Origin of the sequence: Raoultibacter timonensis (assembly GCF_022845715.1) — a bacterium.
Taxonomy (GTDB): domain Bacteria; phylum Actinomycetota; class Coriobacteriia; order Coriobacteriales; family Eggerthellaceae; genus Raoultibacter; species Raoultibacter timonensis.
In genome coordinates this window covers 3,085,813-3,112,247 of the sequence record NZ_AP025564.1, presented here as the reverse complement: position 1 = coordinate 3,112,247, position 26,435 = coordinate 3,085,813, and the positions used below count along the sequence as shown (strand labels likewise).

Genomic DNA, 26,435 nt, shown 5'->3' with positions numbered 1-26,435 from the left:
CATGCTGACGATCGGATGCCACCTGTCGAGTTCCAAAGGCTACCTCGCCATGGCGAAAGACGCCGTGTCGATCGATGCGAATACGTTCCAGTTCTTCACGCGCAATCCGCGCGGGGGCAAGGCGAAGGCCATCGATCCCGATGATGTGCGGGCGTTCTACGCCTTCGCTGAAGAGCAGGGGATAAAGACGATCCTTGCGCACGCCCCCTATACGCTCAACCCGGCGGCAGCCGAGGATCGCGTGAGGGAGTTCGCGCTCATGACGTTCAAGGACGATCTGGCCCGCATGGAGAACACACCGCACCAGATGTACAACTTCCATCCGGGAAGCCACGTCAAGCAGGGCATGGAGGTCGGCATTGCGAAGACAGCCGATGTGCTGAACGATGCGCTCAACGACAGTCAGACCACGACGGTGCTGCTCGAAACCATGTCGGGCAAGGGCACCGAGGTGGGAGGCCGTTTCGAGGAGCTTGCCGCCATCATCGACCGTGTGCAGCTCGGCGATCGGCTGGGCGTGTGTCTCGATACCTGTCACGTTTGGGACGCCGGCTACGACATCGCGGGCGGTCTTGACGGCGTGCTCGCCGAGTTCGACCGCATCGTCGGGATCGACCGCCTTAAAGCGATTCACCTCAACGATTCGCTCAACCCTTGTGGAGCGCATAAAGACCGCCATGCCACGATAGGGAACGGCGAGATCGGCTTTGAGGCGCTTGCGGCGGTGATGAACCATCCGCTGCTGCGCGACCTGCCGTTCTACCTTGAGACCCCCAACGATCTCGAAGGCCACGGCGCGGAGATCGCGCAGCTGAGGACGGCCTACATCGGTTAGATGCGCGGCGTAGGCCGGTTGCGGGGCGGCGACGCCGCCCGAACGCCGCGCCGTTCGGCTAGCGGCGCCCTGTGCGCGCCGCCGATTCCTCGATCGCCTGCGTTTCGATCACCTCGCTCATCAGCCGTCCGAAATCGGGTGCCGCTTTGCGGGTGATGACCGAATGCCCGATCTTCTTCTCGGCTGCTTTTCGGGCAATGCCCGCAACTTCGCCGCCGGATGCCGCCGCATCGCGGTGCTCGTCGAAGGTGCCGGGGTCGACGGCACGCTCGATTTCGGTGACGGTTGCTTCGGCGAGCGTGCACAGCGCGAGTTCCATATCGCCCATGTTGTCGCGAAGGCTTTCCTTCCCGAGCCCCTTATATGCTTTGCACTCGCGCGTCGTCAAGTCCGACCAGGCGCGGTATATGTCGTTGGTGAGGATGGCGTACTCCGAATTCGATGTGACGCCCCGCTCGGTCCATTCGAAGGGGAGGCTCTTTCGCGTGCGAATGGACGAGAGGCGCTGGCCGATCCATTCTTCGGTACAGCCCTTGCGGCGGTAATGGAGAATGGCGCGCTCTATTGCCTGCTCGGGATCGAATACTTCATCGATGCGCTCCTTTCCGATCCGTGCGAGCCAGAGCTTGAAAGGCTCTGCTTTGCGCGAGGGGATTATCTGCACGAGTCGAAGAACCTGCTCGGTGTTGCCGACGTCGGTAAGTCTCATTTTTCCGTCCGTCGCACGCATTTTCAAAGCGTTACAATTTGTAACGCTTTGATTTCCCTCGTCCTTGAGTCGCTTTTTCAGAACGCGCCAATAGGTTTGCGGCTTCGGGCTATCGGTAAGGACCTCTACCACATCGATGATCGAAAAATACCAATCCTCTTCGTCTTCCGACCAGACCGATCTGATCTCGCGGCCTTCGAACAGGTGCATCTCGCTCAGTCGGGGCGCTTCGCGCGGGGCGGTTGCGGCTCCTGCGCTGACCGCGTCGCCCGCTGCGGTTTCGTCGCCCGCACCGCCCAAGCTGTCTGCACCGCCCGAGCTGCTTGTCCCGCTCGATAGAGCCGCCGATCCTCTCGGGTTTCCCTCGGTACGCTTTGCGTGCCTATCCTCGGTTTTCAGCATGGCTTCGCCTTCCTTTCTTGAAGGTCCACAAAAACGATGAAGTTGGCAGGCGGCGGGGAATGTGCGAGCGAGGACGTAGCGAGCGATCGGTGCCGCCTCTTGATGTGCAAGCCAGCGGCATACCGTACGTGCTACTCATATAATACGAACATATGTTCTAATGTCAAGATATGTTTTCGAGAAATGTAATCTTGTGCGAAAATGGCACTTGAAAACGAATCCCACCGATAGGCAACCATGACCGCTCGCATACTCATCATCGAAGACGACGCCGATATCAACGAGGTTATCGCCACCCATCTCTCCCGCAACGGCTTTTCGTGTACGCAGGCTTATTCGGGAAGCGAAGCGCGCCTGTTGCTCGAAGTCTCGGCGCAAAGCGATTCTTCCTTCGACCTCGTGATCACCGACCTTATGCTCCCCGGCATCCGCGGGGAAGAGCTCGTCTCCCTCATCCGTGCCCGCGGCGATGTACCTGTGATCGTCGTGTCCGCGCAAAGCGAGCCTGCGGGCAAAGCCGAGCTGCTGCGCTGCGGGGCGGACGATTACCTTGTCAAGCCGTTCGACCTCGACGAACTGCTCGCCCGCGTTTCGGTGCAGTTGCGCCACGCGGCGCGGGCTCGCGGTAGTGCGGCGGCGCCGAACGCGGGCGAAGCGCCGTCGGATAAGGCGGCGCCTATGGTGTACAAGGAATGGGAGCTCGATCGAGAGTCCCGCACGTTCAGGGTTGCCGGCAACCCGGTGAAGCTAACCCGCATCGAGTACAACATCGTCGAGGCGCTCGTGCGTCGGCCGAAGAAAGTGTTTACCAAGCAGGAGCTTTTCGAGGTGGCATGGAACGAGGAGTGCTTCATCGAGGAAAAGGCCATCAACGTGCATGTCAGCAATATTCGCGGCAAACTCAAGCCTACGGGTACCGATTCCTATATCGAGACGGTATGGGGCATCGGGTTCAAGCTTGCGGATTAGGATGATCGTGCGAGCGCGTTGTGCGACCAAAGCGCGTCGCGCTTCTCGGATGGGCGGTTTCGGTTCGGCCGCGGCGGCATCATCCGAACGCCTCGGACCCCCTGTGCCTTCTTTAAGCTTTCTTAACGGTTTCGAGGCGATTGCTGAAACTCCCTTCCGTATCGTGGATGCATACCGAAACGAAAGCGGAAAAGAAAGGAGCGGACTGTGAACGTAATCGAGACCTACGGACTTGAGAAAACGTACGGCGGCAAGCGAGCCGTCGATCATTTCGACATGCACGTGGCCAAGGGCGACATTTACGGATTCGTCGGCCTCAACGGCGCCGGCAAATCGACGGTCATGAAGATGCTGGCAGGATTGGCGAAGCCGACGGGAGGCGAGATCAAGCTGTTCGGCGAGACGAGCGGCGGCGAGGCTGTTCGTCGCATGGGCGTGCTCGTCGAGGCCCCCGGGCTCTACGGCAACATGAGCGCTTACGACAACATGATGATGAAGGCGCTCGCCCTCGGCCTCGTCGATCCGAAACGCAAGGTAAACGATCTGCTTGCCTTTGTGGGCCTCGGGCATGTTGGAAACAAGAAGGCCAAGCAGTTCTCCATGGGTATGAAACAGCGCCTCGGCCTCGGACTCGCGCTTTTGGGCGATCCCGATCTGCTGCTGCTCGACGAGCCTTTGAACGGGCTCGATCCCGAGGGGGCGCGTGAGATCCGTGAGCTCATCATGCGCTTGAACGCAGAGCGCGGCATTACGGTCGTAATAAGCTCGCACATTCTCGAACAGCTCGGCCGCATGGCAACGCGCTACGGCGTGATACGCAACGGCCATATGGTTCGCGAGCTTTCCGCCGAGGAGGTCGAGAAAGAGTGCAGCGATTGCCTCCAGGTTTCGACCGTTGACCCCGCCCGATCGCTCGCCGTACTGCAGGAGCGGTTCCCCCAGGCCCGGTTCCAGGTTATGCCCGACAACTCGATCAGGATCTTCGGCGTTACCGATGCCGCCGCAATCGGCGGGGTTCTCAACGACGCCGGTATCGCCATCCAGGGGCTCTACGCCCATCGGCGCGATCTCGAGGAGTTCTTCGTGGGTTTGATGGGAGCTGAGTACCATGGTTAATATCTTGAGAATGGATTTCTACCGCGCTGTACGCAGCAAGTCGTTTTGGATCCTGCTCGGCAGTTTAGTGGTTCTCGGCTTGATCGCCATGGGATCGATCAGCTACATGCTCTCTCCCGAGTTCATGCAGACGATGCAGAACGCGAGCGGTGCAGCGGCGAGCTCGGGCTTCCAGTTCGGCATCTCGACCCCCGGCGGCGAACAGATCGACATGAGCGAGGTTAGCCAGAGCATCGACCAGGCGCAGTACATGCTTTCGGGCCTCACGCCCATGGCTCTCATCGGCAACATCTTTATGAACGGGGGAGGATTGGCATGCCTGTTCGTGGTATTCATCGCCATCTTCTTCGCAGCCGAATTCGAGAACGGTTTCAGCAAGAACGTGTTTACGGCTTCTCCGAGCCGCACGGTGTACCTTCTTACCCGTGCTGTTGAGATCGTGCTGTTCGCCATCGTGTTCACGCTCGTAACCGCGGCGGCGACGCTTGCGGGAGCTGCGATCTTCGGGATTGAGACGGTCGCTGCGTCGACGGGCGATATGGCGCTGTGGTTTGCGCTTGTGGTGCTCGTGCTTTCGGGCATGGGCATGCTCACAGCGCTGTTCGTGTGGCTGACGCGCAAGATGGCTGCTGCCATCGCCATCGGCATCGTGGTCGGCAGCGGTCTTGTCGTCTCGATCGTTCAGGCGCTGCTGTCGCTCTTCCCGGACATCGAGCATCTGGGCGATTTCACCCTGTACGCGTGCATGCGCTCGCTCGGGGTCGGTCTCGACGGTGGCTTGAGCGTCGCGCACATTGCGGCTGTCAGCCTCGTGTTCCTGGTCGGCTATGCCGCGTTGAGCCTGCTTATCCTCAAGAAAAAGGACGTCTAGGCCATGGACGCCCTGGTTGCCGTTATCATCGTTCTGGCTGTAGCGGTTGCCGTGCTTGCTGTCCAGGTCGTCCGTTCGGAGCGGGAACTGCGCAAGCTCGCGCAGTTCCTCAACCGCCGCGATTCGGCAAGCAATGCGCGCGTTACCATTTCGGTGCATTCGCGCGGGTTTTCGAGCTTGGGCCAGGCGATCAACCGGCAGCTCGATCGGCATCAGGGCGAACGGATTGCCGCCGAAGAGCATGCATCCGAGATGCGCCAGGGCCTCACCTATCTTTCGCACGATATCAGAACGCCCCTTGCCGGTGCAAAAGGGTATGCGCAGCTGCTCGAGGACGAGGGCGACGTCACGGCGAGAAGGCGCTATCTCGAGGCGATCGAGCGGCGTATCGACGATGCTTCGAAGCTCCTCGATCAGCTTTTCGCCTATGCGCAAGTGCAGGATCCCGATTATCGCATCGAACGCGAACCCGTGGACGCGAACGCGGCTTTGGCCGAAACGCTCGCGGCGCTGTATCCCCAATTCCAGGAGAAGGGATGGGCGCCGCGGATCGACCTCGAAGACGAGCAGCTCGTCGTATTGGCCGATGCCGAGGCCCTCGCGCGCATATTCCGCAACCTCGCGGTGAACGCGCTGCGCTACGGCGCCGATGCGCCGTCGATCGTGCAGCGTGGTCCGGGCATCTCGTTCTCGAATCGCGTGGAGGACCCCGGAGAGCTTGATGCGGCGCGATTGTTCGACCGGTTTTATCAAGGCAGCGAATCGCGGAGCGAAGGCAGCGGGGGCTTGGGCCTCGCCATCGTTGCTCAGCTTTGCAGGGCGATCGGCGCAGCTGCGACTGCGACGCTCGACGGCGACGTGCTTTCCGTAGCCGTCGAGTTCGAGGGCGCGCGGCGTTAGGTTGCACCCTGCGCTTGCGGTCGCCCTGCGTTCCCGGATTCTTTCCGTGCTAGGGATTGCACTTGCTGCACGGCGTGTACCCTTGTGCGACCGCATCTGACTGAGAGATGGCAATCTTGCTCTTCTTCAGGTATTGGCATCCGCTGGCGTGGTATTTTTCTCCGGTGTTGGTGATGTAGACCGTATAGCCACCTGTGTCGGGCGTGCTGCTGGCTGCGGCAGCCGCCGCTGCCGCAGCTGCTTCGGCTGCTGCAGCCTCCTCCTCTTCCGCTTGCTTTTCGGCCGCCTCCTTCTCGGCTTGCGCTCTTTGCATGGCGTCGGTATCTTTATCGAGCGTTAGCTTCACCGTGTGGCTCTCCTCGCCGTCGAAAGAGTATGAAACGGGGTCGGAGGCATAGATCGTTGTTTCGTCGGACAGCGCGGCGGTATCGATTGCGAAGTCGTAGGTTCCCTGTTCGTAGGCGAGCGTTTTTCGCTGTCCGGGCTTCACGTCTACCCGGTCGGCTTTCCCGGCATCTGCTCCTTTGGTGCAGGTGACAACTACGGGGACCGTTTTGTCCGAAGGCCATTCCTCTGCGGTGACGGTCAGGGTGAGCTTTGCCTTCTCTGCTTTTGCTTCGGCGGGTTCCGAATCCGCTTTCTGCGATACGGCCGCATCGGGGGCTTTCGAGGCGGTATCGGGCTTGGCGGTGCTTTCCGAGGGAGTCCCTGCAAAAACGAGGGATACACCCAGGAACACCGAAGCCGCAGAAAGTGCTATTGAGGCTTTGGGCGCTTTGGTGGCGGATTGGTTTTTCCTTGCTATCAGGAATGCTGCTATTGATGCGAAGCCGCAGAGTATGCCGAGCAAGGCAAGCGTCCTTGTGAGGCATAGCAGCACAGCTATGATGGCTAAAGCGAGAGGCAGTATCGGAAACGTGCGATGTGCGGTTTCGCTTCGCTGGGGCAAGTTGATAAAGGAGAAGCTCGATCCGGTTTGCGTCTGGGCGTGGTTCGGATCGGCTGGGCGCGCTGCGGGCGTTTCGGGAACCCGGTAGAGCCCATCTGCTGCGGGTTCTGCTGCTTTGCGACGAGCGTCTTCGGCATGTTTTGGCTGGGACGCACCGAGCGCATGCTCTTGCGCGAGCGCCTTGCCGTCGCCCGTCAATCGGACTTTTGCTTTTGCGGGATACTCGATGAGGCCTGCCTCGTGCAGTTCGGCACGTGCCTTCTTGAATCGGTTTCCGTAAAGCGTGGTTTTGCTCGCGCCGATTCGGTACGTTCGCTCCGCAACGCTCAGTCCGAGGATCGCGGCGGTGTCTTTTTCGAGCGAGGCTTCCGACTTCTGGCGCCCGCTCTTCAAAGCGTCGAGTATGGCGCGTCCGATGGCTTTCTCGTCGGGTATGCTGTTTTTCGTGACACGCTTCTCGTTCATGGTAGATCCCCTTTGCCAAATCGGCTGCAGCTCTAAGAACGGGCTGCATGCCCTAAATCCCCAGATGAGCACATTGTAGCAAAAATATTATCGAATCGATCATCATAGTGGTCGCCGTCGGCCGAGCGCGGCTGTCTTTGCGACTGCGGAAAGCTGCGACTGCGACGCTCGACGGCGACGTGCTTTCCGTAGCCGTCGAGTTCGAGGGCGCGCGGCGTTAGGCTTTGCGGTTTCAGATTCGAAACGATGCCAGTCTGTCCGCTGCGGTAATCCGCGGCAGGCGTATACTGGCCTTTTTCGGATTATGGTTTCGTTCGGGCGAGGCTCGGATCGAGAGATGGGCGGTGGTTGCGCGGTGGGAGTCGAGTCGGATGCGGGTAAACGAAAGCGTCGGCATGCTGGCAGGTGGATCGCCCTTGTTCTTGCGGCGATCGTGGTTCTAGCCGTGGGCGGGTTTGCGGTTTACGTAAACGATTACTACCACGCCGCTTCGGACAACGGCGCCTACCTTGAATCAACCGAAAGCGTTCCCGTCGAGCAAACGGACGGCCTCCTTGCTTTCGGCGATCCCGATTCGCAGGTCGGTCTTATCCTCTATCCGGGAGCCAAGGTTGCCTACGATGCCTATGCGCCGCTTATGAGCGGCTTGGCCGAGCGAGGGGTGTTCTGCGCGGTCGTCGAAGTGCCCTTCAACATCGCCTTTTTCGGTTCCGACGCGGCGGCGAAGGCGATCGAGGCGTATCCGAACGTGGGGTCGTGGTACGTGGGCGGCCATTCGCTCGGGGGCGTTGTTGCAAGCTCGTGGGCGGCCGACCATGCAGGCGAGGTCGAGGGCGTGGTACTGCTCGCATCGTATCCGACGGCCGACCTCTCCTCGTCCGATTTGCGGGCTATCTCCCTGTACGGCAGCGAGGACGAAGTGCTCAACCGCGACGCATACGACGAGGGTCGTGCGAAGCTGCCCTCGAGCGTTGAAGAGGTCGTGATCGAGGGCGGCAACCACGCCCAATTCGGCAATTACGGCGAACAGGCGGGCGATGGCGAGGCATCGATTTCACCCGAAGAACAGTGGGCCGAAGCCTCCTTCGCCATCGCCGATTTCATGAAGATGCGTGCGAGCTAAGCGCCTCCCGCGCTTGCTCCGGCACGTCCTCGTACGCCACTTCCTCCCAGGCGACAACACCTCGAATCGGCTTTGTCTCGAGTTCGAGATAAGCGCCCGCGCGCAGCTCGCGGCTTGTTTGGAAGGTGACGAGCGACCGGTTTCCCGCATCGTCGTAGGCGTCGAGGTTGTATTCGTACGCCATGCCTGCGCGCGGTTCGATGGGCCGCACCCTGCCGCTGTCGATTACGACATAGGAATGGCCGCTCTCCCCGTACAGAGCCCACGCTCCGAGTGCGGTAGCTCCTACCACCGCAGCGATTACCGCTCCGAGCCCGATGACGATTTTCGCTTTACCCATGTATGCTCCTGTCGATTCGATACCGCCGTCCACGATACGCGTGCTTCCTTGCGGTTATCTTGAGGAAACCTTGCAGCCACCTTACTTTCGGGAGCCGCTTGGCGGCGCTGCGTGGTTCGCGAGATGGAGCCAGGTGCGCTATACTGGCTTACGCGAAGATAAAAACACGATCCGGCCGGTAGTCCGGATGCGGGATTGCTCTTTTCGGCTGCAGCGAGCCTCGTGCGGGGCTCGCATGCACGTTCTCCGATTGCACAATTCCGTCAGTAACCTGCCTCCTTGGTTGTCCCTTCTTCGCGTGAGCGACAATGCAATAGGAGGAATCATGCAGGTCAATTCATCATCGACATTGACGATACTTCACGACGGCCAATTCTGGGTTGCCCTATGCGAGCACGAAGAAGCCGGGCTCTACGGTGCGCGGCGCATCGTGTTCGGACCCCACGAGCCGACCGACGAACTCGTGCTTGCATTCGTGTGCGGGCGATGGGACAAGCTCGGCATCCGTATGGGCGCAAAAAACGCAGACGGCGAAACCGGCATGCGCGCCGACCGCATCAACCCGAAGCGCATGCAGAGGATCGTGCGTCGCGCGATCGAGGCGCACGGCGTGGGAACGAAGGCCCAGCAGGCGATCCGCGAAGGGTACGAGGCGCATAAAGGCGAGTGCAAAGCGCAGGAAAAAGACGCCCGTCGCGCCGATGAGCAACGCCGGTTCGACCTCAAGCAGCAGAAGCGCAAGGAGAAGCGCAGGGGCCACTGACCCTGCGCTTTCTAGAACAGCCCCAGCTGACTCGGCTCCTTCTTTTTGTAGGCGTCGATGATGTCGGGCATGCGGTAGAGGATACCCGCTTCTTTACACCGCTTTCGGAGCAAGCCGAGCGCCTCGCGTTTGCGGGGCGAGTTGCACATATAGCGGTCGCCGAATTCGATTCGATAGCGATCGGGGAGTTCGGGCGAAACGTCGCCGAGCCGATCGAGGAAGTGCTCCTTTTGTCCCGCGCGCATGGTTACGCCGCCCATCGTGTAGATGAACCGCGCGCCCGCTCCCTTTGCCGCCGCAACCATCGCTTCGATCGTCTCGTCGTTGTCGGTGACGTAGGGTAGAAGGGGAGTGAACAGGATTCCGCAGAACAGATCTGCATCGGCAAGCTCGCGCAGGGCCGCGAGCCGCTTCGTCGGGAGGGGTGCGCAGGGTTCGATGATGCGGGCGAGGTTGTCGTCGGTCGTGGTGATCGTGAGCTTGACGATAGCCGAGTGCTGTTGGGCTATGCGTTGGAGGATGTCTATGTCGCGAGTGACGAGCGTGCTCTTCGTGTCGATCGAGACGCCGAACCCGTACTGCTCGACAAGCTCGAGGGCCCCGCGGGTTACTCCGAGCTCGCGCTCGAACGGATTGTACGTGTCCGACATCGCCCCGATGCCCACAACGCCTTTGCTTCGGCGAGAGCGCAGCTCGCGGTTCAGGATGGCGAGCGCATCGAACTTCACCCGCACCTCGTCGAAGTTCTCGATGCGGTAGCAATCGCTGCGGCTGTCGCAGTAGATGCAGCCGTGCGAGCACCCCCTGTACAGGTTCATGTTGTAGTCGATGCCGAACCACTGCGCATTGTCGTAGCGGACTTTCTGGAGGATGGATTTCGCCCTGATCGTTTTCATGGGTGCAGCATACCAGAGTAAAGCGGACAGGATGCGTCCTCTTCGGATGACAAGACGATCCGTGCGGGATGCACACGCCCGCCGCATGGTCCGACGCCAGAATCATAGCCCGATGTCCAGAGTTCGACCATTGCCTGACGGCAAAGCGGGGTTCCGCGTACAAAAAACGTCGACGTGAAGCGTTTGGACGGGCGCTGAGGCGTTGTTCCGGCGAATGCTTGCGGAGCCGAACGTGCATGCGGAACGGACGCCAGTCTGATCAGGCGATTCGTGGGAAACAAAAAACCAGTTCGATCGCCGAAGGGCTTGCGGGCTTCGCGTCGACGTTTTTTGTACGCTTGAGCGGGTTTCGGTGGCCTGAAACGAGGCGCAACGCCGAAACCCGCTTGCGTTCGGGCTATGCGGGGCGGATGACCATTTCCTGTATCAGGCTGTTATCGAGCGCGCAGCTGCCGTCGTTGCAGTTCTCGATCGTTGCAACGGCGTGGACGACGACGCCGTTGTAATCGGCGTAGAAGTTGACGGTGCGCTCGTCGATGACGCGCGGGTCGAGCATCGAGAAGCCGCTCAACACGAACTGGTTGTGGTAGAACATGTCGATGGCTCGCTTGCCGTAGGTGTAGAAGTTCTCAAGTCCCACAAGCTGCGGGCAGTAGTCGAACAGGCGGCACGTTTCGGTGAAGCACTCGGCTAGGGCCTCGTGATCCTTATTCTGCATGGCTTCGACGAAAGCTTGGATGATCATAGGGCCTCCTAGTAGACTTTCTCGGAATGCAAAAGCGCATCGGTGCCGCCATCGACGAACAGCACGACGCCGTTGATGCCGCGCGCTTCGGGCGAAGACAGAAATGCGATGGCGTTGGCGATCTCGGTCGGATCCATGAGCGGGTCGCCGCCGTAGTTGGTCGGCACCGGCAGCGCCCGCACGGCGACGAGCATCTCGTCGGTCAGCTGATCGGTCATGGCGGTACGCACGTTACCGGGGGCAACGGCGTTCACGCGTACGCCGCGCGCACCCCAGTCGGCGCTCATGCGACGCGCCCACCGGGCGAGGGCGTATTTCGTCGCCGCGTAGAACGCATGGGCGGTTGCGGGGTCGTAATCCTTGACCAAGTCGAGGATGCGGTCTTCGTCGGCCTGGTTGTTGAGCATGCCGACCACGTCCATGCGGGCAGCGCCCTGCGCGATGGTGTTCGACGATATGACGACGCAGTTGCCGCCCCTCTTCTCAAGCAGATCGCGCACGCCGATGGCCATCTCGGTAGCGCCGAAGTAGTTGAGCGAGATGATGAGCGGTATGCTGCCGTTGGCTGCGGAAACGCCGGCGTTGCAGATCATCGCGTCGATGCCGTCGGGATAGCGCTTGTGCAACTCGTCGATGGCTGCCGCGCGGCCCTCTTTCGAAGCGAGGTTCGCGTTGATGTCGCCTCCCTTGAGGTCGATGTTGACGACTTCGTGCCCCTGCTCTTTCAGGATCGAGGCGGTTTTGGCACCGATTCCGCTGGTGGCTCCGGTGATCACGTAGATACCCATGCGTATAAATCCTTATCTCGTAGAGCGCCCGTCGTTCGGCGTGCGCATCGCGTGAACCAGCGCATCATACCATGCCTGCGAGCAGGCTTTGTTTCCGGTTCGCCAACGTTGGGCGAGCAGCCTTTGACGGTCGGGGTTCGGTAATCTCTGCCGTATCTAACCCAATTTGACAAACAAATGTTCGTTTAGTATTATGTCTCGGACGATGATCGGCTGCGTGCGGAGGCGGCTGGCAGTTTCAGGAGGTTGCATGGCTTCAAGTCAAGAGTTCGCCGAGTACGTGTGCGATCAGCTCGCCGAAGCGGGTTTCATCCACGTTCGCAAGATGTTCGGCGAATACGGGGTGTACTGCGAGGGGAAGTATTTCGGCCTCATTTGCGATAATCGGTTCCTCGTCAAGATAACCGAAGGTGGAGAGAGGCTCATGCCCGGCTGCCCGCGGGGCTTGCCCTACGAGGGTGCCAAGGAGGCGTTCCTCATCGAAGATCTCGAGGATCGCAAGTTTCTCGCAGAGCTGGTGCGAACAACGTGCGCCGAGTTGCCCGCACCGAAACCGAAAAAGAAGAAGGCTCGCTCATGAAGGATGCAGCGCAGACTATCGGTAACCTTGTCGATCATCAGAACACGACGTTCATCGGCTCGGTCGGCGAGGACGGCTTTCCCGGCGTGAAGGCCATGCTGCCGCCGCGTAAGCGCGAGGGCATCCGCACGTTCTACTTTACGACGAACACGTCGTCGAGAAGGGTGGCCGATTTTCGCCGCGATTCGAAGGCGTGCATCTATTTCGTCGACCGGCGGTTCTTTCGCGGTGTCATGCTCCAGGGGACGATGGAGGTTCTCGAAGATGCGGAATACAAGGAGATGATCTGGGAAGGCGGCGATACGGCATATTATCCGCTCGGCGTTACCGATCCCGATTACTGCGTCCTGCGCTTCACGGCCGAGCGAGGCCGTTACTACCGTAACTTCTCTTCGGAGGATTTTGAAATCGAATAGCGCCTGCCCACCGTATCCCTGCGCCGCTTCAAGCGTATCGGCTAAAACAAGCTCGTCTGCTCCTGCTCGGTGTGGTTCTGGCTCGCATGGATGATGTCGTCCATGCGATAGAGAATACCCGCCTTATCGCATCGTTCCCGCAGCAGCGCAAGGATGTTGTTCAGTTCGAGGCTGTAGCAGAAATACGATGAGCCGTACGTGTCTCGGAACCGTTTTGCAAGTTTGGGAGACATGGCTTTGAGCTTGCTCATGAAGTATTCCTTCTGCCCGTCGCGAATGGATATTCCCCCCAGCGTGTAGATGAACCGCGCGCCGTTGTCGTGGGCAAGCTCGACGAGGGATTCGATGTTCTCTGCGGTATCGGTTACGAAGGGGACGAGGGGAGTGAGCATGACGCCGGTAAACAGGCCGCTGTCGCTGATCTCTTTCATGGCGGCGAAACGCTCGCTGCTCGACGGCGCATGGGGCTCGATGGTACGTGCCAGATCGTCATCCGCGGCGGTGATGGTGAACCGCACGTTTGCGGAGCGCGCCCAAGCGACCCGTTCGAGTACGTCGATGTCCCGGGTGACAAGCGGGCTCTTCGTGTTTACGTCGGCTCCGAATCGACAGTCGGCGATGATCTCGAGGGCCCGTCTCGTCACGCCGAATTCCTCTTCGTAAGGATTGTAGCAATCGGCGATAATGCCTGTGCTGATGATGCCGCTCGACTTCTTCGCGTGCAGCGATTTGGCGAGCAGCACATCGGTGCCTTCTTTTACCTGTACTTCGGTGAAGTCCTTTATCCCGTAGCAGTTGCTGCGACTGTCGCAGTAGATGCAGCCGTGCGTGCAGCCCCTGTACAGATTCATGACGTAGTCGATTCCGAACCATTCGGAAGGCTCGTAGCGAGACTTCTGCAGAATGGTCTTGGCGGGAATCATCCGAACCATGCCCTTTGCCCCTTTTCGGTTCGATGCTGCGCTGCAGCACTGTGTACATAAGGAATTACCGAAATAGTATAGCGAAGGACGAACCGATACCTGTGGGCATCGTGAGGATTCGAAGTGGCGAAGCGTTGTACGATGCGCTAGGCCGTACGGATGGGATGGCGAATGACCGTCTTCATGTTCTCGGGCTTACTGCGCCGTGGGTCTCCGAGGTATATCTCGTGGTGCCTGCGCGCGATGGGAAAAGCTTCTTGGTCGTCGGAGAAGTCGCTTGCGTATCCTTGCTCCTCGATGAAGCGGTCGAGCGCGATGATGGTAGCGGGCTCGTCGTCGTAGGGTCCCTTGTGCATCACCTGGGCGCACAGGCCTTCGTGCCACGTTTCGAACCGGGCAAGCGACATGTCGAGTTCGGGCTTCTTGCGGGAGGCTTCGTCTACGGCCCAGGCGAACACTTCGGGCGTGACGAACTCCGGTTGCCTGATCATCGAGATCCATGAAAACGCGCTCTTATCGTTGACCGTGATGCCGTTGAAAGGTTCGCCCTCGTTCCACCAAAGGCCCTCCAAGGGAGGCACTACATAGTCGAAGTACCCGTCGGGCTGGCTGCCGGACAGTTTGGACATCTTGATGGTGAATGCAAGGCCGTACAGGATGCCGACCGCTCGCTGGTACTCCCCGTTCTCTTCGTTGGGATCGCCTTTGCCGGCTACCATGATGAACCCCATGGCGGGCACGTCGATAACGGACGGCTTTGTTTTGGGAAGGTACAGATCGGGATATGCCTTCTTGTAGTCGAGCTTCGCTTCCGCCATGGGGTTCCTTTCGGTAAAGACGATTTGTGGGTGTGCGCTATCGGATTGCGATGTACAGGTCGATGTCGGTATCGCTCTGGTCGTCTGACGGGGGATACGCTTCGAAATCGACGGTCCAAGCGCGACGCGACGTCAGCTCTTCCATTGCCCAGATCTCGTTCCATGCCTCGACAACGGTGTTGACGCAGTCACCGTGAACGGTGAACTTCGCATAGGTGCCTGCCGGGATGATGAGCTCTTCCATGCGCTCGGGTACGGCTCCTTGAGCGCTGGCTGAACCGACCATCATGGCGTACGACTGGTCTTCCATGCTGTAATCGTAATACAGGCCATAGCACATATAGGGTTCGCTCGAGGCGTTCGGCACCGATTCGGCCATACCCTCGCCCATGAACGACTGCCAAAGGCCGCCGATTTTCTCAGAGCAGTCGGGTGCGTCGTTCGAGGTGCGGATGACCGGCCCGATGATGCGGCTTTCGGCAAGTTCGACAACGGTGTAATCCATGAGGTTCCTTTCGGTTGGGTTTGATGGTACCAGCATATCGCCCCTTAGCGGACAGGGTATGTCCTCTAATGCGAAAGAATTTCGAGGCACAATGCAACGCTTGTTGATCTGTGCCGATCTGTAGTTGCGGTGGGTCGGGCTTTCGTTCTTGCCAAAGCTTCGGGAGGAGATTCGCCAAAGTTCGGGTTGCGGCACGGGGGTGTGTCTCGCCTCGTCGGAAGCTGGCTTTCCGCTCGCCCGGAGTCCGTTCAGGGTCAACGCAAGGCCCCAGTTGCACGAAAACCCCGTACTCGTGGCAGAAAACGCAAGATATTCGTCGTAGGACGGCGCTGATGGGAAGGACTCGGCTTCCTCGTTTCATCCTCCTTCGAGTTGTCCCAGCTCAACGGCTTGCGGTCGGGATTAGATCATGGAAGGGGTTCCGATTGGCGACGAATACCATGCGTTTTCTGCCATCTTGATGCCTGTTCGGCGATTCGGCAGCGTATTGACCCGGCAGCGTATCGAGGATCGAACATGACCTAGTGCTGTTCGCAATATATGTCTGCCACCCGCTTCGCTTGTTCGCGCAGCCAAGTTCTCAGATCGTGCGGCTCCAAGACCTCGAGGGTCGATCCGAACGACAGAAGGTAGAACCTCGTTCGCTCGTCGAGCGTGCACGACAGGCGGACTTCGAGGCTGCCGTTGTCGAGGTGGCCGATCATCTCGGGGGCGAACTCCTCGCGGACGCGTTCTTTGGCCGATGAGGCGAAGCGGAGCACGAGCTCATCGTCGCCGCGCGGGCGCGCACCCGATTCGCCGAGCGATTCGGGTATCGGGCGCGCTGCGAAGCGGTCGGGCAGCAGCTCCATGTTTTCCCAGTCGATGCGAAACAGTTTGAAGGTGCGCCAGTCCTCGCGTTTGAGACAGTACGCCCTCACATACCAGCACGACTCCTTGAACACGAGGCGCGCAGGCTCTACGGTGCGCACCGACGCGTTGCCTGCGGCGTCGTAGTAGGGAAAGCGGAGGAGGTGGCGGGTGCATATGGCGCGCCTGATGGTGTCGAACGCGTGCTTGTACTCCGGGGGAGCGCCCCAGAACGAGAAGTCCATGTCGAGCCAGTCGACGGGTTCGCGCTGGAACACGCGGGCGAGGCGATCGCGGACCGCATCGTCATCGACCGCCCCGGTACGTCCGAGGGCGGAAAGCGCGGCGAGGATCTCTTCCTGCTCGGAATCGGATACAAGCGATTTGTCGAGCACGTAGTTGTCGAGCAGATGGACGCCGCCGCCCTTGCCCCTGGTCATGTAGACCGGCACGCCGGCACCGGACAGGGCGTCAACGTCGCGCCTGATGGTGCGGGTCGATACTTCGAGTTCGCGTGCAAGCTCGGCGGTGGTCATGCGCCGCCGCTCCATGAGCAGGTAGACGATTTCGAACAGGCGCCCCGTCTGCATGGTGCTACCCGATCGCCTTGTCGAAGCGAGACGGAACCTCTCCTCGAAGGATGCCTTCCACGAGAGAAGCGTCGAGTGCTGGAAGGGGGATGACGGGCTGCGGAGCGCCGGCGAAGCTCCCGATCTGCTTTTGATACCAGGCAACATCATGCCAGGCCCCGCATTTGAATCCCGCTTGCCTTTGGATGCCCATAAGTGAGAACCCCAGGGCTTCATGCAGCCCGATGCTCGCATCGTTCGGAACGGTGATGAGACTGAACACGTTGCGCACCCCTTGCGTTGCCAGGAGGCTCAGAAGCGCGGTGCAGAGCGTACGACCGAGCCCTGCACCCCGAAAGGCGGAGTCAAGGTATACGGACAGCTCGGCGTTCCATGCATAGGCCGCTCGCTCCCCGATGCGGTGGGCGTACGCGTATCCCGCTACCGTTTCGTCGCGCACCGCGACGATGAGGGGGTAGGTGTCAGCGAAACCGGCGAGCCTCGCACTGAAATCATCAAGCGAAGGTACGCTTGTCTCGAACGTGATAGCGGTTTCGTTTACGTAGGGTGCGTAAACCTCGAGAATGGCGGCGAAATCGCCGGTCCCGCCAAGTCGCAGCGTTACCTCGGACTGTTCTGCCATGGAATACGTCTTTCTCGATAGGGCCTGTGATCCTTGCGGTTGCGCAGCTGCCGGGCAAGCGGTTTTGCCGGGCAGCGCGAACGCCGTTTCATCCTAGCAGAACGAGGAAGCGCTGTGCGGCACCGCCGGGCAAACAGCATGCCATTCTTATGCAATAAGTTACCTGAATATATGTAGATTAATGATACATATCTGCCCAAGGCGTAAACATTTATCATAATACGGTTGTTTCCACCTGTATGGTGGCAAATTTGTTTTCCGTACCAGCCTGCCGAGCGGCGGGCTTTTTATATCGGGTAGCCGGTAGGAGCGCGGCATGGCAAAGCGGATCTACGTGGGACATAAGCCTCACTGGTACGAGAATCTTCCCGTATCTCCCGCCGTGCTCGCTCTCGTGTTGGCCGTCGTTGTGATAGGGGGAGGGGCGTGGGCCCTTCTCGGTATCTTCGCTTCTCCTCCCGAAGATGCGGGTGACGATGCGCCGGCAGAACTCGGGAGTGCGAGCGATGCCGTCGTCGAGTCGGTTGTCGAAGCTCCCGAACCCGAGCTTGAGTTCGACGCGTCTTCCGTCGATGCCGCATCGGGCGTATACGAGATCAACCTTTTCTCGGCGGTCGACGGGACGAGCGAGGTGCTCGGGGATTCCCAGACGGAAGCGATCGATGCGGCTATCGCAGATTTCGCTGATTTGGGCTATCAAGCGGGATTCGTGGTTCTTGACCTGCATACCGGTAAAGGTATCGGCTATAACGCCGACGAGGAGTTCTTTTCTGCGAGCACGATCAAGGCGCCGTTCGTGACGTTTCTCTACCAGGAGTTCGTTGACACCGGCGAGACGGAGCTCGACGAGCATCTTGACAAGGATTACGTCCTCGGCGGCACCGGTATCATGGCATCCGAAAGCAAGCAGGAATACGAGCTCGAAGAGGTGATAGCCGATACGATCGTCTATTCGGACAACACGGGGTACGGAATGCTTCGAGACCACTACGAAGGTCCGAGCTGGGATGAGTGGACTGCGGCGGCGGGCGTCCCCCAGGCCCTCAGCGTCGAGGGATGGTATCCCTTCTACGGAGCCCGCGACCTTGCGAAGTACTGGATCGCCATCAACGCCTACCTCGAAACCGGGTGCGAGGATGCCCTGAGCCTCAAGGAGCTTTTCGGGACGACTGAAATATCGTTTCTGCGCACGGCGCTCGGATCCCATTCCGAGGTATACGCAAAGGCCGGCTTCGAAATCGATTCAGAAAACGGCGATCTGGGGGCGATGAACGATGCGGGTATCGTATCCGGGCCGTCGGGCGATTACCTGATTGCCGTTATGTCGAACGCCGATTACGATTCCGAGTGGATGACCGAGAACACCGAGCTCATGACCAATCTCATCGTGGCGCTCGACGCGGCGCATGCGGAGTATCTCGCCGAGTAGCGGGTTTGCCGCACGGGCTTCGGCGGATTCGAAACCCGTTGCGCACACGGCGTCGTCCAACGGGCAAGCGATGCGCCTACGAGATGCTTCGACGCTGCTCAAGACCTGTTTGTTGCCGAATGACCGAGAAATCTATTTGAAGGTTCGCAATATATGAGTATCATACTTATATATGAGCGAACGGTATCCATACGGCGAGGGACCCCGTTCCCGCAGCGCTGCTGCGGGGTCTGATCGAAATGGCGTGCGCTCTCGCCATACCGTGGAGCGGGTATCCGTCTCGTTTGGGTCGGGACGCTCGGTGCCCGGCGGATTCGAGGACGATGACGCGAGCGAGCGTTCGTGCGGTGTGGAGCACGATTCGGGATCGCCTGGCCGCACGAAACGTGTGCCTCGCATCGACAACGGCTCGACAGCGCGTCGCGCAAAGGCGCGGCTCCCCCGAACCGGAAGCGAAGCACGCCAGCGGCCGGCTGCTCCGCCAACGAGGGGCGCTCGATCGTTCGATCGTTTCTCGGACTGGAACTCGCGTAGCGTCGGAGCGCCGGTTCTTGCGGGAAGGGAGGCGCTCGGCAGAAAGCCCCGTCGCGGGTTTTCTCCTTTCCGGGTTTTGGCGGCCGCAGCGGTTGTATGCTTCGTATTCGTGGGCGGGATGGCGCTTTTCGGCACTTTGGCTTCCGGGGAGCAGCACAGCGGGCATTCCGGGGAGCCGACGGAGTTGAGCTCGGCGGTGGACGGTGCCCTGACCGCCTTGGTTGAAAACCCGCCGCATCTCAATCTGGAGCAAACGGATCTCGCCATCGTGCCGAGCGGGCGTGACATCACTGCGTTTTCCGTGCTCAAAGGCACCGTGGAGCCTCTTGGAGAAAGCCAGTCCGCTACGCTGCGAGGTGCGATTTCGGCTTTCGGCGATAGCGGTTACCATGTGGGCTTCGTGGTGCTCGACCTGACGACGGGTCGAGGCGTCAGCTACAACGCCGATACCGATTTTTTCTCGGCGAGCACCGTTAAGGCGCCGTTCGTCACCTTCCTCTGGCAGGAGTTTATCGAGGGCGGCAGGGCTTCAGTCGAGGACGTGCTCGTCAAGGAAGACGTATACGGCGGTACGGGTGTCATGGCTTCGGAAGAGGGCAAAAGCGAGTATGCGCTCGAAGAGGTCATGGCCAATACGATCATGTACTCGGACAATACGGGATACGCGATGCTCCGCGATCACTACGACGGCGATAGCTGGGATGCGTGGACGGCGAAGGCGGGGGTCTCTCAGGCTACGAGCGATTCCGGCTGGTACTACGACTACGGGGCATGCGACCTCGCAAAGTACTGGATCGCCATCGATTCGTACCTCGAGGGGAATACCGAGGGCGCCCAGAGCATCGAGAAGCTGTTCGGATCGACGGAGGTGTCGTTTTTGCGGCAGGCTCTCGGATCGGACTGCGCGGTCTATGCGAAAGCCGGGTTCGAGTCCAGCTTTGTCGGCAGCGCTGCGGCGCTCAACGATGCGGGAATCGTGGAAAGCCCTTCGGGCGATTACCTCATCGCCGTCATGTCGGATGCCGATTACTCCTATCCCGATGCGACGGAAAACGCCTATCTCGTTGTCGATCTCATCAAGGCGCTCGACGGCGTCCATGCCGAGTTGCTTGCGGCATAGCCCCGCGGGTTCGCGGCGACTTATGTGGTATCCGCTTGAAAAATCTGGGACACGAGGCGCAGGATGGGCTATACTAACGCGTTACAACAGCATACCCAAATGCTATGACGAAGACAGCATCGCGGTTCCATGACGCCACCAGAGAAGAGCTCCATCGGCTGAGAAAGCTCGACGGCATGCACGATGATTCACTTTACCAGCAGCGGGGCTGAACGGTCGGGCTTCCCGACGCCAGTAGGTTTCGCCGGGCGCTCCCGTCACAGGGCACATGAGTGGACTGCTCGTCCGTTGCGCGCCCGATGGCGCTTTCGGTTTACGCGGCGGTCAACCGAGGTGGTACCGCGAGAGTCTTATCTCGTCCTTGGACAAAAGGATGGATAGGGCTCTTTTTTATTGCTCGCGCCCGGACGGTTTCCGCAGCGCGGGGTGATGACGAAAGGCAGGAACATGGCACTAACAGACGAATTGGCGGCGCTTCGCTCCGAAACGCTCGCCGCCATCGAGCAGGCGGCGGATTCCGCAGCGCTCGAACAGGTGCGCATCGCCGTGCTCGGCAAGTCGGGCACGCTTACCGGGTATCTGCGTTCGATGGGCAGCGTGCCCAAAGAGGAGCGCGCTTCCGTGGGCAAAACCGCCAACGAGGTACGCATCGCCGTCGAAGGAGCCCTCGAGGCGCGCAAAGCCGAGCTCTCGGCTGCGGAACTCGCGGCGAAGATCGACGCGAGTGCGGTGGACGTGACGCTTCCGGGCCGTGCCCAGCAGATGGGTACGCGTCACCTCATCAGCCGCATCACCGATGAAATCGCCGAGGTGTTCCTCGGCATCGGCTACACGGTGGTGTCGGGTCCCGAGGTGGAAACCGACTACTACAACTTCGAGGCTTTGAACGCACCGGCCGACCACCCGTCGCGCGGCTTGGCCGACACGTTTTACGTACGCGACCTCTCGGGTGCAGTTGCCAACGTGCGCGGGGAGTCGGACGTGCTGCTGCGCACGCAGACATCGACCGTGCAGGTGCACGCTATGGAGGATCGGGAGCTTCCCATCTTCGTTATCGCTCCGGGCAAGGTGTACCGCCGCGATGTGGCGGATCCGAGCCATCTGCCACAGTTCACCCAGATCGAAGGCCTTGTTATAGACAAGGGCATCACGTTCGGCGATCTCAAGGGGACGCTCGATTACCTGTGCAAGCAGATGTTCGGACCCGACCGCAAGACGCGGTTCCGCGCCCATTACTTCCCGTTTACGGAACCCTCTGCCGAAGTCGATGTGAGCTGCGGCATCTGCCATGGCGAAGGCTGCCGTTTCTGCAAGGGAACGGGCTGGCTCGAGATCCTCGGCTGCGGCATGGTCGATCCGAACGTGCTCTCCATGTCGGGGATCGATCCGGAGGAGTATTCCGGCTTCGCGTTCGGCATGGGCGTCGAGCGCATCGCGTGCCTCAAATACAACGTGCCCGATTTGCGCATGCTGCTCGAAGGCGACATGCGGTTCCTGCGTCAATTCTAGCGGAAGGCGTCTCAATGAAAGTATCTCTCAAATGGCTTAGCGAATACGTAGACGTGCCAGTCGATACGAAGGCCCTCTGCGATAGGCTCGATCTGACCGGTACGGGCGTCGAGGGCGTCGAGACCGTCGGCGCCGCGTTCGAGAACATCGTGTGCGGTCAGGTCGTCACCAAGGAAAAGCATCCCGATTCGGACCACATGTGGGTGACGACGGTGGACGTGGGCGCCTGCAACGCGGACGCCGACGGCAATCCGGAGCCGCTGCAGATCGTGTGCGGCGCGCAGAACTTCGATGCGGGCGACCATATCGTTGTGGCGATGGTGGGCGCGGAGCTTCCGGGCGGCATCAAGATCAAGAAATCGAAATTGCGCGGAGTCGCGAGCTGCGGCATGAACTGCTCGGAGCGCGAACTGGGGCTCGGCAACGATCATGACGGTATCATGATCCTTCCCGAGGACGCGCCCATCGGCGTCCCGTTTGCGGAGTACCGGCAGCTGACCGATACGGTGCTCGACCTGGAAATCACACCGAATCGCCCCGATTGCCTGAGCATGGTTGGCATGGCGCGCGAGCTGGGCGCGATGTACCAGCGCGATTGGACGAACCCGCTTGCCGCGATGGCGTCCGAAATGCGGCTCGATCAGGAGGCGGTGCCGGTTGATTCGGCGGTAAGCGTGACCATCGACGATCCGAAGCGCTGCCCCCGTTATTCGGCGCGCGTCATCCGCGGGTGCAAGGTGGGGCCGAGCCCCGACTGGATGGTCGAGCGCCTGGCGGCCATCGGTCAGCGTTCCATCAACAACATCGTCGACGTGACGAATTACATCCTGTTCCTGTTCGGACAGCCTCTCCACGCGTTCGACCTGCATAAGCTCACCGGCGCAGACGGATGCGCCCATGTGGTGATCCGCGCTGCCGAAGACGGCGAGAAGCTCGTAACACTCGACGGCGAGGCGCGTGAGCTCACCTCCGACATGACGGTCATCGCTACGCCCGAGCGCGGTGCGGTTGCGCTTGCCGGCGTCATGGGCGGGCTCGATACCGAGGTTACCGACCAGACGGTCGACATTCTGCTCGAGGCGGCCACCTTCGAAGCGGGGCGCACGAGCCGTACGAGCCGCAACCTCGGCCTCATCAGCGAAAGCTCCATGCGCTACGAGCGCGGTGTTGACGATCACGGGATCGACCTGCGCTCGGCCGCCGCTGCGGCGCTCATCGTGGAGGTCGCCGGCGGAGCGGTGAGCTGCGCTGCGGACAACGCCGCAGGCATCGTGGACGAATGGCCGCTGAAGTCCGAGGCCCCGCAGCTGGTTTTCCGCATTGCGCGCTTCTGCGACATGGTGGGCGCCGACATTCCCCGTGACTTCATCGAGGACGCTCTGCGCCGCTTGGGCTGCGAGGTTGCCGATTCCGACGAGGCTGACGCCTTGTCGGTTGTCGCGCCGACGTTCCGTCCCGATCTCGAGCGCGAGATCGATCTGTACGAGGAGGTTTTGCGCCTGTACGGGATGGACCGCGTTCCCGCAACGCTTCCCGGCGGGCGCGGGCGCGTCGGCACGCGCAGCGTAGCAGAGCAGAAGGTGTCGGTCATCCATGCGGCGCTCCGTGCGAGCGGTTTGAACGAAACCATGACCTACTCGTTCGCCGAGCCGACCGAACTCGAGCGTCTGCGCATGAAAACCGACGGCTTGGGCATTCCCGTCGAGCTTATCAATCCGATGAATGCGGATCAGTCGATCATGCGGCAAAGCATCATTCCCGGCCTTTTGCGTTCGGTTGCCTACAATCAGAGCCATGGCGTGAAGAACATACAGCTCTACGAGATGGGCGTCGTGTTCTTCGGGGCCGAGGGGCGCAAGAAGCCCAAGGAGAAGCAGAAGCTTGCCGGCGTGCTGGCGGGAGCAATGGGCGAAGCTGGTTGGAACGCGAATCCCGCGCCGTTCGATTTCTTCGACGGCAAGGGCGTGATCGAGAATCTGGTCCGCGAGCTCGCCATCCCCAAGGTGCGCTTCAAGGCTCTCGATGCTGAAGAGGCACCGCATTTGCAGCCCGGCCGTGCGGCCGAAGTGCTCAGCGGCGGCGCCGTGCTCGGTTGGGTGGGCGAGCTCCATCCGCTCGCGACGGAGGCCTACGAGGCTACGGCTCCCGTGGTTGCGTTCGAGTTCGATGTGGATGCGCTCGTCAAGGCGAGCTGCCCCGCACGCGATTACATCGACGTGCCGGTGTTCCCGGCGGTATCGATGGACGTTGCATTCGTCGTTGACGAGGGTGTGGCACACGAGCGCCTCATGCAGTGTATGAGCTCGGCGGGCGGCAAGATGCTCGAGAAGGCGGAACTGTTCGACGTGTACCGCGATGACGAGCGGGTCGGAAAAGGCAAGAAGTCGATGGCCTATGCGCTCACCTATCGTGCGCAGGATCGTACGCTGACGAGCGAAGAGGTCGATAAGGCCCACGAGCGCCTGATCAAAAAGGTGTCGGCAGCAACCGGTGCCGAGGTGCGCGGGTAACCGCACGGATAGCCGCCTGCAAGCGGCGGCAGGCGATTGCAGGGCGGGCGTCTTCGGGCGTCCGCCCTGTTCGTTTGCGGTGGACCGGCGGCATGTTTGCTATCGCGCGATCACCTCATTCGGGTCGATCGGGATCATGATGGTCAGCACGAACTCATCGTCTGCAATATCCCATGAAAGGTAGCCGCCGTACGATTCGGCAGTGAGCCGCATGCTCTTGATGCCGAATCCGTGGTTTTCCGTATCGGCCTTGGTCGTTCCTATCGAGGCTGTTTCGCAATCGATCGCTCCTGAAAACTGGTTTCTACATTGGATTACGGCGAGGTCGTTCGTGTAGGTGATGGTGAGACAGATGTCTTTCACTTCGTTTGAGGGAAGCTTCTGAGAGGCCTCTATGGCGTTATCGACCGCGTTGCCGACGATGGCGCATAGGTCGAAGCTGTTCATGAACCCGAGTTTGCCGCCGTCAACGTAAAATGCTGGTCTGATCCCGTTGTCCCAGCAGATTCTGCGCTTTTCGGTCAAAAGGATGTCAAGCACTTCGTTTCCTGTCTGCATCTCGCAAGCAAGGGGTTCGATTTCTTGCTTCACGGCAGAGGCGAATTCCTCGATATCATGCTTGTCGGGAGTGTATCCGCCTCGCCCGAGGTCTTCGATTTTGCCGATGTACTGCTTGAGATCGTGGTACCGTCTGTTTACCGCATCGACCGCTGTTTTTCCCGCTAGATACTGCATGTGCTGTTCGCGAAGGAGCGCCTGCATGTGCAGAAGCTCGTTGCGTTGGATCTGCGCTGAAAGATTGTGCGCATTTGCGACGATGATTGCGATCGTGCATACGCTGAGGAGAACAAGGATGAGCACCATATCCTGGTACAGCGTGTGGTTTGTCGAATCGTATACGTATCCGCTGGTGCGGATATAGGTATAGGGGATAAGCGGCAGAAGGATGAACAGGCTTTGGCTCCAGGAAAGACGTCCTACTCCCTCGCCGAAAACCCATCGCGATATAGCGAAGAGCGCGAGGGCGTCGAAGGCGACGTAAAGGGCTATCCAGATGGACGTGATTGCGATGGCCGACAAGGGTGAAAGCGCACTGAAGAGCGGCTGCATGATGCCGTCGACAGTGATGATTTTTCCAATCTCAGAGCAGAGGAGAAATACGCACGCAAGGTAAAGGGATTGACCATTGCGAGTGTTTCGCGTAAGGGCGAGGTATGCGGTGATCACTGCGATGTTGAGTATGAAATCGAACACGAAATCGAAGTGGAGCAGATGTACGCCATGCCAAAGGGCGAACAGGACGATTCCGCACGATGCGGCCTTGATAGACGTCATGCGCTTGCGTCCCAGCGGACGAACGAAGGCAACGAGCAGGGCGAGCTCTGCGGCCGATGCGACGATCCAGAACGGATCGGTGTAGGCGAGCATGTAATTGGTGATCATATCGTTTTCCCTACATAGTTGGTCAATGCTGCAAGAAAATCCTGTTTGCGGTGTTTGCTTACAGGAAGAGTCTGGTCGCTGACAAGGGCATCGGTTGGCGTGATGGTTTGGATATGGGCGAGGCTTACAAGATATGCGTTGTGGATGCGGAAAAACGAATGCCCAGCAAGCTTTTCTTCGATCGCCTTCATGGATTCGCTGCAGGGTAGTGGACCGCGTGTGGTGTGGATGACGGTTTTCTTCCGTTCGGTTTCCACGTAGGCGATCTCGTTTGCATCGACGAAAAGCGTTTGTTTTGCCTGTTTAACCGGTATAAGGTGCGTTCGGCGCCGCGCACTGCGTTCGACTGCTCTCTTGAGCATCTGGTAAAGCGATCGATAGGTTATCGGTTTGATGAGGAACCCCATGGCATCAACTGCGTACCCCTCGGGGGCAAGCTGTCCGTAATTGGTCATAAAGCAGATGGAAACGGTGGTGTCCAATTTCCGGATTGCATGGGCGGTTGCGAGTCCATCTAAGACGGGCATGTCGATGTCGAGGAGGACAAGATCGACATCATCGGTATAGTGTTCGAGCAACTCTCGGCCATTCTCGTAGCTGCGCAGGCACTTCTGCGACAACCCCTCGTCGATGCAGCGATCTAAGAGCAGTTTTACCCGCAGGGCGTCATCGTGGGAATCTTCGGCCATTGCAAGTGTGAACATCTTCAGCCTCCT

At 60.0% G+C, this 26,435-nt stretch carries 26 protein-coding genes; 13 read left to right on the top strand and 13 right to left on the bottom strand.

Going from position 1 to position 26,435, the window contains the following annotated elements:
- The first annotated feature begins 1 nt into the window (after position 1).
- Positions 2–835 carry a deoxyribonuclease IV gene (locus tag MWL89_RS12740; protein WP_244386446.1) on the top strand — a complete coding sequence of 278 codons (834 nt, stop codon included), beginning with the start codon at positions 2–4 and terminating at the stop codon, positions 833–835.
- Positions 836–893: 58 nt separating this feature from the next.
- On the opposite strand, the gene MWL89_RS12735 is transcribed toward MWL89_RS12740, so the two are convergent.
- Positions 894–1,946, bottom strand: a complete 1,053-nt coding sequence (locus tag MWL89_RS12735; RefSeq protein WP_244386444.1) for a BRO-N domain-containing protein — start codon at positions 1,944–1,946, stop codon at positions 894–896.
- Between the two features lie 237 nt (positions 1,947–2,183).
- Between MWL89_RS12735 and MWL89_RS12730 the strand changes: the two genes are divergently transcribed.
- The 4 genes from MWL89_RS12730 (at position 2,184) to MWL89_RS12715 (ending at position 5,802) form a co-directional block, all read left to right on the top strand.
- Entirely contained in the window at positions 2,184–2,915 is a 732-nt protein-coding gene (locus MWL89_RS12730) for a response regulator transcription factor (protein ID WP_244386442.1), read from the top strand.
- A gap of 207 nt (positions 2,916–3,122) precedes the next feature.
- Positions 3,123–4,031, top strand: coding sequence for an ATP-binding cassette domain-containing protein (locus MWL89_RS12725; protein ID WP_102379719.1), 909 nt, complete (start codon positions 3,123–3,125; stop codon positions 4,029–4,031).
- A complete protein-coding gene (locus MWL89_RS12720; protein ID WP_244386440.1) occupies positions 4,024–4,902 on the top strand; it encodes an ABC transporter permease subunit in 879 nt (292 codons plus the stop codon). The genes MWL89_RS12725 and MWL89_RS12720 overlap by 8 nt, the downstream gene beginning before the upstream one ends.
- Positions 4,903–4,905: 3 nt before the next feature.
- Positions 4,906–5,802, top strand: a complete 897-nt coding sequence (locus MWL89_RS12715) for a sensor histidine kinase (protein ID WP_244386438.1) — start codon at positions 4,906–4,908, stop codon at positions 5,800–5,802.
- 49 nt (positions 5,803–5,851) lie between these two features.
- On the opposite strand, the gene MWL89_RS12710 is transcribed toward MWL89_RS12715, so the two are convergent.
- Positions 5,852–7,216 carry a winged helix-turn-helix domain-containing protein gene (locus MWL89_RS12710; protein ID WP_244386436.1) on the bottom strand — a complete coding sequence of 455 codons (1,365 nt, stop codon included), beginning with the start codon at positions 7,214–7,216 and terminating at the stop codon, positions 5,852–5,854.
- Positions 7,217–7,553: 337 nt separating this feature from the next.
- Here MWL89_RS12710 and MWL89_RS12705 point away from each other — a divergent pair, with 337 nt between their 5' ends.
- Complete coding sequence (locus tag MWL89_RS12705; RefSeq protein WP_244386434.1) at positions 7,554–8,339, top strand: alpha/beta hydrolase; 786 nt, start codon at positions 7,554–7,556, stop codon at positions 8,337–8,339.
- On the opposite strand, the gene MWL89_RS12700 is transcribed toward MWL89_RS12705, so the two are convergent.
- Entirely contained in the window at positions 8,317–8,679 is a 363-nt protein-coding gene (locus tag MWL89_RS12700; protein ID WP_244386432.1) for a YxeA family protein, read from the bottom strand. The two genes, MWL89_RS12705 and MWL89_RS12700, sit on opposite strands and share 23 nt — an antisense overlap.
- Positions 8,680–9,004: 325 nt before the next feature.
- Between MWL89_RS12700 and MWL89_RS12695 the strand changes: the two genes are divergently transcribed.
- Positions 9,005–9,442, top strand: coding sequence for a YjdF family protein (locus MWL89_RS12695; protein ID WP_102379714.1), 438 nt, complete (start codon positions 9,005–9,007; stop codon positions 9,440–9,442).
- 11 nt (positions 9,443–9,453) lie between these two features.
- Here the strand turns inward: MWL89_RS12695 and MWL89_RS12690 are convergent, their stop codons facing one another.
- From MWL89_RS12690 to MWL89_RS12680, 3 genes are all read right to left on the bottom strand, one after another.
- The gene (locus MWL89_RS12690; protein WP_102379713.1) at positions 9,454–10,338 is read right to left on the bottom strand and encodes an SPL family radical SAM protein; all 885 of its coding nucleotides are present in this window, start codon (positions 10,336–10,338) and stop codon (positions 9,454–9,456) included.
- A 397-nt stretch (positions 10,339–10,735) separates the two neighbouring features.
- Positions 10,736–11,083, bottom strand: a complete 348-nt coding sequence (locus tag MWL89_RS12685; RefSeq protein ID WP_244386430.1) for a nuclear transport factor 2 family protein — start codon at positions 11,081–11,083, stop codon at positions 10,736–10,738.
- An 8-nt stretch (positions 11,084–11,091) separates the two neighbouring features.
- Positions 11,092–11,871, bottom strand: a complete 780-nt coding sequence (locus MWL89_RS12680) for an SDR family oxidoreductase (RefSeq protein WP_102379712.1) — start codon at positions 11,869–11,871, stop codon at positions 11,092–11,094.
- Between the two features lie 250 nt (positions 11,872–12,121).
- Here MWL89_RS12680 and MWL89_RS12675 point away from each other — a divergent pair, with 250 nt between their 5' ends.
- On the top strand, positions 12,122–12,451 hold the full coding sequence (locus MWL89_RS12675; protein ID WP_244386428.1) for a TfoX/Sxy family protein: 330 nt from the start codon (positions 12,122–12,124) through the stop codon (positions 12,449–12,451).
- Positions 12,448–12,867 carry a pyridoxamine 5'-phosphate oxidase family protein gene (locus MWL89_RS12670; RefSeq protein WP_102379710.1) on the top strand — a complete coding sequence of 140 codons (420 nt, stop codon included), beginning with the start codon at positions 12,448–12,450 and terminating at the stop codon, positions 12,865–12,867. The genes MWL89_RS12675 and MWL89_RS12670 overlap by 4 nt, the downstream gene beginning before the upstream one ends.
- Before the next feature lie 41 nt (positions 12,868–12,908).
- Here MWL89_RS12670 and MWL89_RS12665 read toward each other — a convergent pair whose 3' ends face one another.
- From MWL89_RS12665 to MWL89_RS12645, 5 genes are all read right to left on the bottom strand, one after another.
- Complete coding sequence (locus tag MWL89_RS12665) at positions 12,909–13,799, bottom strand: SPL family radical SAM protein (protein ID WP_146040684.1); 891 nt, start codon at positions 13,797–13,799, stop codon at positions 12,909–12,911.
- Between the two features lie 137 nt (positions 13,800–13,936).
- Positions 13,937–14,608 (bottom strand): GyrI-like domain-containing protein, encoded by a 672-nt coding sequence (locus MWL89_RS12660; RefSeq protein ID WP_102379708.1) that lies wholly within the window; start codon positions 14,606–14,608, stop codon positions 13,937–13,939.
- A 37-nt stretch (positions 14,609–14,645) separates the two neighbouring features.
- Positions 14,646–15,113 (bottom strand): GyrI-like domain-containing protein, encoded by a 468-nt coding sequence (locus MWL89_RS12655; protein WP_244386426.1) that lies wholly within the window; start codon positions 15,111–15,113, stop codon positions 14,646–14,648.
- 521 nt (positions 15,114–15,634) lie between these two features.
- Positions 15,635–16,552 (bottom strand): helix-turn-helix transcriptional regulator, encoded by a 918-nt coding sequence (locus MWL89_RS12650; RefSeq protein WP_244386424.1) that lies wholly within the window; start codon positions 16,550–16,552, stop codon positions 15,635–15,637.
- Between the two features lie 4 nt (positions 16,553–16,556).
- A complete protein-coding gene (locus tag MWL89_RS12645) occupies positions 16,557–17,174 on the bottom strand; it encodes a GNAT family N-acetyltransferase (protein ID WP_102379704.1) in 618 nt (205 codons plus the stop codon).
- A 316-nt stretch (positions 17,175–17,490) separates the two neighbouring features.
- Here MWL89_RS12645 and MWL89_RS12640 point away from each other — a divergent pair, with 316 nt between their 5' ends.
- The 4 genes from MWL89_RS12640 (at position 17,491) to pheT (ending at position 24,276) form a co-directional block, all read left to right on the top strand.
- Positions 17,491–18,603, top strand: coding sequence for a serine hydrolase (locus MWL89_RS12640; protein WP_244386420.1), 1,113 nt, complete (start codon positions 17,491–17,493; stop codon positions 18,601–18,603).
- A gap of 718 nt (positions 18,604–19,321) precedes the next feature.
- Positions 19,322–20,257, top strand: coding sequence for a serine hydrolase (locus MWL89_RS12635; protein ID WP_244386418.1), 936 nt, complete (start codon positions 19,322–19,324; stop codon positions 20,255–20,257).
- Between the two features lie 447 nt (positions 20,258–20,704).
- On the top strand, positions 20,705–21,766 hold the full coding sequence (pheS, locus tag MWL89_RS12630; protein WP_244386416.1) for a phenylalanine--tRNA ligase subunit alpha: 1,062 nt from the start codon (positions 20,705–20,707) through the stop codon (positions 21,764–21,766).
- 14 nt (positions 21,767–21,780) lie between these two features.
- The gene (gene pheT, locus MWL89_RS12625) at positions 21,781–24,276 is read left to right on the top strand and encodes a phenylalanine--tRNA ligase subunit beta (RefSeq protein WP_244386414.1); all 2,496 of its coding nucleotides are present in this window, start codon (positions 21,781–21,783) and stop codon (positions 24,274–24,276) included.
- A 99-nt stretch (positions 24,277–24,375) separates the two neighbouring features.
- Here pheT and MWL89_RS12620 read toward each other — a convergent pair whose 3' ends face one another.
- Positions 24,376–25,719, bottom strand: a complete 1,344-nt coding sequence (locus MWL89_RS12620; RefSeq protein ID WP_244386404.1) for an ATP-binding protein — start codon at positions 25,717–25,719, stop codon at positions 24,376–24,378.
- Positions 25,716–26,423, bottom strand: a complete 708-nt coding sequence (locus MWL89_RS12615) for a LytR/AlgR family response regulator transcription factor (RefSeq protein WP_244386402.1) — start codon at positions 26,421–26,423, stop codon at positions 25,716–25,718. Before MWL89_RS12615 ends, MWL89_RS12620 begins: the two co-directional genes overlap by 4 nt.
- Positions 26,424–26,435 lie beyond the last annotated feature (12 nt).